The following is a 232-nucleotide window of genomic DNA, read 5'->3' as shown; positions in this document are numbered from 1 at the left end:
ACATAAAATGGAAAAAACAAAAATGGAAAAGGGAATAATGATCTTAACAAACATGATAGAAAATATCTCGAATTCAAAGTTTTGAAGCTCCGATAGTTTCCCTTTTTAAAGAGATTACAGATAGCTTTTTCAGATCGTTGTTAATCAGACGTACAATATTCAATGTTTCAGGAGAAAGCGTATAGGGTATTGGAAGTGCAGGTTCAGAATCATTATTGTAAGGACGTGTTGG

Source organism: Bartonella sp. AA86SXKL, assembly GCF_042196885.1.
The sequence above is the reverse complement of the archived record's forward strand: the minus strand, read 5'-3'. Positions refer to the sequence as shown.